Source organism: Anaeroplasma sp. (genome assembly GCF_034179385.1).
Lineage (GTDB): Bacteria > Bacillota_I > Bacilli_A > Acholeplasmatales > Anaeroplasmataceae > Anaeroplasma.
Genome location: NZ_JAXFPY010000068.1, coordinates 1 through 2139 on the forward strand (window position 1 = coordinate 1; position 2139 = coordinate 2139).

The following is a 2139-nucleotide window of genomic DNA, read 5'->3' on the forward strand; positions in this document are numbered from 1 at the left end:
CAGATACATTTCCTTTAGCAGAATAACTTACCTGAATTGGGAATGAAGTTGTAGTATTTGCTACAGTAACCATTGGATTAACATCACAAGTAGCAGCGGCTAAAATATAGAATTCAATAGTATAATGGGCATTACTTGTAATTGCTTTTGTAGCATTTATTTGCTTTCCTTCTGCAGCATCAGCATCAGTATCTTCGTCTAAAACCTTGTATGTAGCTGCGCTAGTAGCACCAGTTCTATCTACTGGAGAAAGTGTTCCAGATAATGCAGGTAATTCAATTTCCTTTTTAAAAGAACCTTCTTTACCAGTTAAAGACAATGCGATAGAACCATCTGCAGAACCTGCGGTTGTATTACCTGTCACAGCAGTTGTATTAGCAGTCTTGTTAGAAACATACCAAGCATAAGTTGAAGTAGTAAGAGTAGCAGCTAAAGCTGTAATAGAAGCGCCCATAAGAGCAAGTTTAGCAATTCTTGATTTTTTCATAATTTGTTTTTCTCCTTTTTCTTTAATTTTTAGTAAAAATTGCTTTTGTTTTAAAAAATTGAACAGGAAATACTACGAATTAATAGATTCTCTTAGACGAGAATGATAACTGCGATTGGATTGTGCCGCCAAGGCCATCAAAGCAATCCGCATCCCATCCTTCTAGCCAGATTCTAAAAGTTATTGGTTTACCATCCTCACCAGATGATAAAGTAGTGATTCGCTTATTATAGGTGAAATTACCATTATCATCCTTACTCGTTAAATCCTTAATCGTAGTAGGGAGATCACTATAAGCAATAAGCTTATTTTTCAATGAATCCGATTGCTTAAGGTTTGTATAATAAGTATAAGATGCGCTATAACGAGTACCATATAAACAGTCCTGTTCAAAGCTGTAATCGGGATCGCCTATAGCGTGTTCCTCACTATAAGTTGATGCGTAGCTACCAAGATTGGATGCACCATTTAGGGCATCATTAAGCTCGTAAATGAGTGTACCAGTTGCTCCCCCTGAGGCAGTTTTCGCATTTTCATCAGTGATAGACATTCGAAGTGCGTTTCCGCCAAACACTGTAAATTCATCGCCTTCATCTTGTGTATCTGATGGGCCATGAAGTGTAACGACTTGTCCGTTTCTTACGATTGTCATATCAGCACCAACTTGACCTTTGATGCTATTTGATGTAAATCTTGTTGGAGATATATGTGTAGCTTCTTGTATTAATGTACCATTATCGAATAATGCATCTGAAGTTTGTTCTTCACCATTAAGATAAATCTCATACATATATCCTTTTGTCATTTCATAGATTGGTTTGTTAGCAAGTAAATTCTGTGCATCTTCGGTAATATCTATTACATGATGAAATTGCTTATAATAGGTAAAATCCTTATTATAATGAGTTAATCCTGTCTTATATGCTTCATTTTCATCATTCGCATTTTCCTTGTAATAATACTGACTGACATCTGGTTCATCAGGTATATTATCCCCATTTGTATCTAATGTATTAACTAAGGTAATGCTTAATTCAGATAATGGAACATAATAAGGGTCCGTATAATCATAGTAACGTTTACCTGCTTCTACACTTGTAGCTTGTTTGAATTCTCCTCGATTTCCAACAGTTTTGAAATATACCTGGAATTCTATGAATCTTCCACTTCCTGCGGATGCTTCTGAATTATAAAGATCTGTAATATCCACACCATTCATTGATGTAAGTGGCATTAGCTCTATTTTCTTCATAGCATCTTTAATTGTTTGAGTACTTGCTGGTTGATCTAGTTCATATGTATAACCGGTTAGGTTTTCATTTTCATCGAAGACAGGAATTGCAGTCTTAGTATATAATTTACCATCAACTGGGTTAAATCCAAATTCATTCTCTGAATAACTCACTAGCATTGCACCTTGGATTTCTTCAGCAGTCAAATCGTTTTTGTAGTTAACACCATCCACAGAAACCATAAAGCCAAGTCCGCTATTTGCGGTAATGTTTAGGCCTTGTACGGTTGCATTCGAATAGTTCTTCCACCACGCATACGTTGCTGTTGTGAAGGTTAGTGCGGTACATGTTAGTGCACATACGCCCATGATCGTTTTTCTTAAGAGCTTCATAATACCTCCTTTACTTTTTATTTCAGCT

Annotated in this window: 2 protein-coding genes; both read right to left on the reverse strand. The window is 36.0% G+C overall.

Annotated elements, in window-relative coordinates; genetic code table 11:
- A partial coding sequence (locus SPJ17_RS04470; protein ID WP_321093075.1) for a hypothetical protein occupies positions 1-487 on the reverse strand: 487 nt, incomplete at its 3' end.
- A 79-nt stretch (positions 488-566) separates the two neighbouring features.
- Positions 567-2111, reverse strand: a complete 1545-nt coding sequence (locus SPJ17_RS04475) for a hypothetical protein (RefSeq protein ID WP_321093077.1) — start codon at positions 2109-2111, stop codon at positions 567-569.
- Between the last annotated feature and the right edge of the window lie 28 nt (positions 2112-2139).